This window comes from Endozoicomonas atrinae (genome assembly GCF_001647025.1).
Classification (GTDB): Bacteria; Pseudomonadota; Gammaproteobacteria; order Pseudomonadales; family Endozoicomonadaceae; genus Endozoicomonas; species Endozoicomonas atrinae.
In genome coordinates, this window is sequence record NZ_LUKQ02000399.1 from 1 (window position 1) to 3,567 (window position 3,567).

The following is a 3,567-nucleotide window of genomic DNA, read 5'->3' on the forward strand; positions in this document are numbered from 1 at the left end:
CAGCGGGGAATACGTGGCTGTTGTTATCGAGAATCAGCAACAGTTCGGAATAATCTTCACCACCTTGCATGGCATAATTGCGGTACTGAACGTCGGACTCATCCCGCAGCTCCGCTTCCAGGTCACTTCGCACATCCGACTCGTAGTCGTTCTCCCAGGCTTCCAGCGCGGCATCTTCCTTATCGGAATAGGGGATGTGATCCCGTACCAGCGCCTTGTCGTCCATAGTATCGACGCTGTTATTGGCTTGCCATTGCGCTTCTTCGTGCAGGGCGGATTCATTCAGATTGCCATCGTCATCCACCAGGGCGTCCACTTCATGGTCATCCAGCTCGCCCTGTTCAAACCGTTGCTTCAGTTCCTGATAGTGGAAGTCGTACTCATCCTCCCGCAGTGTTTCCCGTGCATCGTCCAGCAGGTGGGACAGCTCATCCAGCGAATAGCCGTGCTCGTAATCGCCAATTCGTTCGCTGATAAAGTGCTGCTGCCTTTCATAGACCCGCTCTTCCAGCTCCTGTTCATCGAACGCATCAACACTGAGGTCTTCGTCGATCCGCACTTCATTCTGGCGGATAAAGTCCAGCACGTCGGCCCTGCTCAGCTTCTCGCCCTTTTTGTCCGCCAGCCACAGGTCAAGGCCCAGCCAGTGGATTTCCTCATCCTGCACGTTGTTGCCTTTCTTGATGGCATTGAGCCAACTCTGGGCAGGCAGTTTGTCAGACTTTACGGCAGCGGCACTACGCTCCACAGCCGAGTAGAACGTCGGGGCTATGCCTGCATCGCTGTAGCGGTTGCCCCAGTCGCGCTTGCTATGCCCTTCGGGTGCCCGGCGCTTGATGGGACTTCCCCCATTCATGGGGGTCGCCCTCTGTCCATCACGTTTCAGCCTGCCACGGGCAGCACTCAGCAATTCCACCGCATCGGCATCCGTCCATTTGATGTTGGGGAACAACCGGCGCAGGGCGTTGCGGATCATGCTGACGACTTTGGTCAGCAGACCGTTTTTCGGGTCTTTCTCGGCAAGGTGCGCCAGGTATTCCTCGGCAATGATCCGGTTGGCTTCTGCTTTCGGCTTACCTTCAATCTGTCGTGCGTATCGCTTGCCCAGTGCCTGCTTCAGCCGGTCGTTCATATCCCGGTGGATTTCATCCAGCACGGTATCGAGCCGTTTACCCAGCAGGCCACGGACGCCTTTATGACCCACCAGTTCATGGAGGACAGTGCGCACCGCCTCGCCGGTGGTGTCCAGATTGGCTGCGATCAGATAGGTGTCGCCTGTCTCCGGGTCGAACATCCCCCGCACCCGGCCTTGTGCCTTGTCGCTGATCACTTTCTGGTAAAGGTGGGAGGGCAGTTCGGTTTCTGATTGCAGGACGTGGATGGACTGGCCCAGTTTCTGCTCCAGCGGTTTCAGCTTCAGACGCAGCGAACCGGACTGGATGCCACGGGCGTTGCTGTCTTTTCGCAGGGCGTAGAAGGAACCCCGTTCGTTCAGGTCGGGGAACCCTTTTTCCGCAGCAGACTGGTAGCTGCCATCCTTGCCGGTAAAGTGATCCAGCACCTGGATACGGTCGCCCCGGTTGAAGAAGCGGATCAGGTTACTTGTGCCTGTCGTGGCCAGTGGTGAGCCATTGCTTTTCAGGATGACTGACGAACTGTTGGTGCTGTCCAGTGCCGTCATAATCCGGGCAGCCGCTGGGTTCCCCAGCCGCGCTCCCAGCGCTTGGTGGGATTTCCCCCGTCCCTGGGGGTCATCCGTTGGATGCCGCAGGGTCTTCAGATCACTGTCCGACAACGGCAGAACGCCAGTGACATTGTATTTGCTATCCAGCAACACCACGGCATTTCGGCTGATGGTATCCAGAAAAGGACGTACCGTTTCCGGTGAGCTGAAATTGATGTGGGGCCGGTTATAGCGCAGTCGCCGTTCGGTAATCGGGAACGCCTTATTGCGAGCCATGCGCTTGGGAGCCACGGTGCCCATCTGCACCGTGCCATCGGCATCCATGATTTTCGCATGGCCAGTGCTCCCCACCACGGCATGTCCCATATTGACCACGCCACTGCCGTCCAGCACTTCATTCAGGCTTTGGGTAATATGCACATCCGACATACTGGGTTCAGGATCACCGGAAGGATGGTTATGGGCAAACCAGACGCTTTTGGCATCGGGCGTAGCAACCACCGCACCGGCCAGTGTCCATGGGGATACGGAAGCAGAGGCTTTCTGCCCCTTGCTGTGCTTAATGACATTGATCACCTTGTCATTGCCATCGAGCACAATGGCGACCATTTCCTCCTGCGCCAGCTTGCGGATCGGGGCGATAAAGTGGGCAAGGTCGTCGTAGGTGTGGATGGTATCGGTGCCAGCTCTGATGGTTCCGGTTTCATCATGCTTAACCAGAACACGTTGGTTTTCGATGATCTGCTGTTTACGTTCGTCACCGGAGAGGTCTGGGGAGGCGAACAGGTTCTGCTGTCCGGCGTCCTCCAAGTCGTTCTTGTTGGGCCGACGTTTTCGTTCTTCTATTTCTCCTTCTTCACTTTCTCCGACCCGGTAGCGTCCGGTTCCCTCATCAATTTGTCGAACTCCAATTGTGCCTTCAGCTTCCTGTCCCTGGCCGCCTGCATCTGTTGCTTCTGTTCGGGTGTCAGCAGATGTCCGTAGCGCAGATCGGATTTTGCCCAGGTTTCCAAGCAGCTCTGCCGCGCTCGCTTTGCCACCGAATCGGTCAGGGTCATTCTCTATCTCCTCTTTCAGCCGTTGCAGATGTTTATCATGTGGGGCTTCCGTGACAGCTTTCATCACCTGGCGGGTGACATTGCCGTGGAAGCAACCCATGCCACCGTATTGGTCGCAGGAAGTGCAGTTAAAGTTCTTCTTCGGATCAGTGGGGTGCTTGATCTTTTTCCAGCCACCATCGACAGGGCATACCCGCTTCATGGCATCCAGCCCGAGCATACGACGCAGGGTGGCTTTATCGCCCAGGACTCGCTGACCGTGTTTAATGGGCAGAATCACCAGTATTCGGTCAAGGTTGGCGCGAACAAAGTCGATGCCATTCTGCTGACCGTCAAACACCACCGCCAATGGCAGCTCCGGGTGCTTTGCGGCCAGTGCAAAGTTGCTGTTGTCCACCGACAGTGCCCGCCAGTTCTGTTCAGGCACCTGCTTCAGGAACTCCGGATTCTTGCTGAAGATCTGGAGCCGGATACCCTCCTTGTTCATGGTTCGGATAAAGGGCAGCCATGCCATGGAGCCATCGCCCATATCAAACAGGCGAAGGGCTTTGTTCTGGTAAAACTCGGGAGTGCCTTTGTAATCGTTGGCCGCAATCCGGGCGGTTCTGACCGGGTCTTTCTCCACTGCCCAGTTCACGATTTCCGATTTAATGATGGGATTACTGAACCGGTAATTGCCTTTGGTCGCATAACAGAAGGAAGCACAATCACGGCTGGGCATACAATCGACAAAGCTGCCATTGATGCTGTTCTCCGGTTTTCCAGCATGCCCCATGACATCCTCTGTGTGCAGGTAACGCCAGAGTCCGGGTTCGCCATGATCTT

General features: G+C 56.2%; 1 protein-coding gene. It reads right to left on the reverse strand.

The window, feature by feature from the left end:
* Positions 1-3,567: JAB domain-containing protein (locus tag AK963_RS26905; protein WP_175404681.1), on the reverse strand; the 3,567-nt coding region annotated here is incomplete at both ends.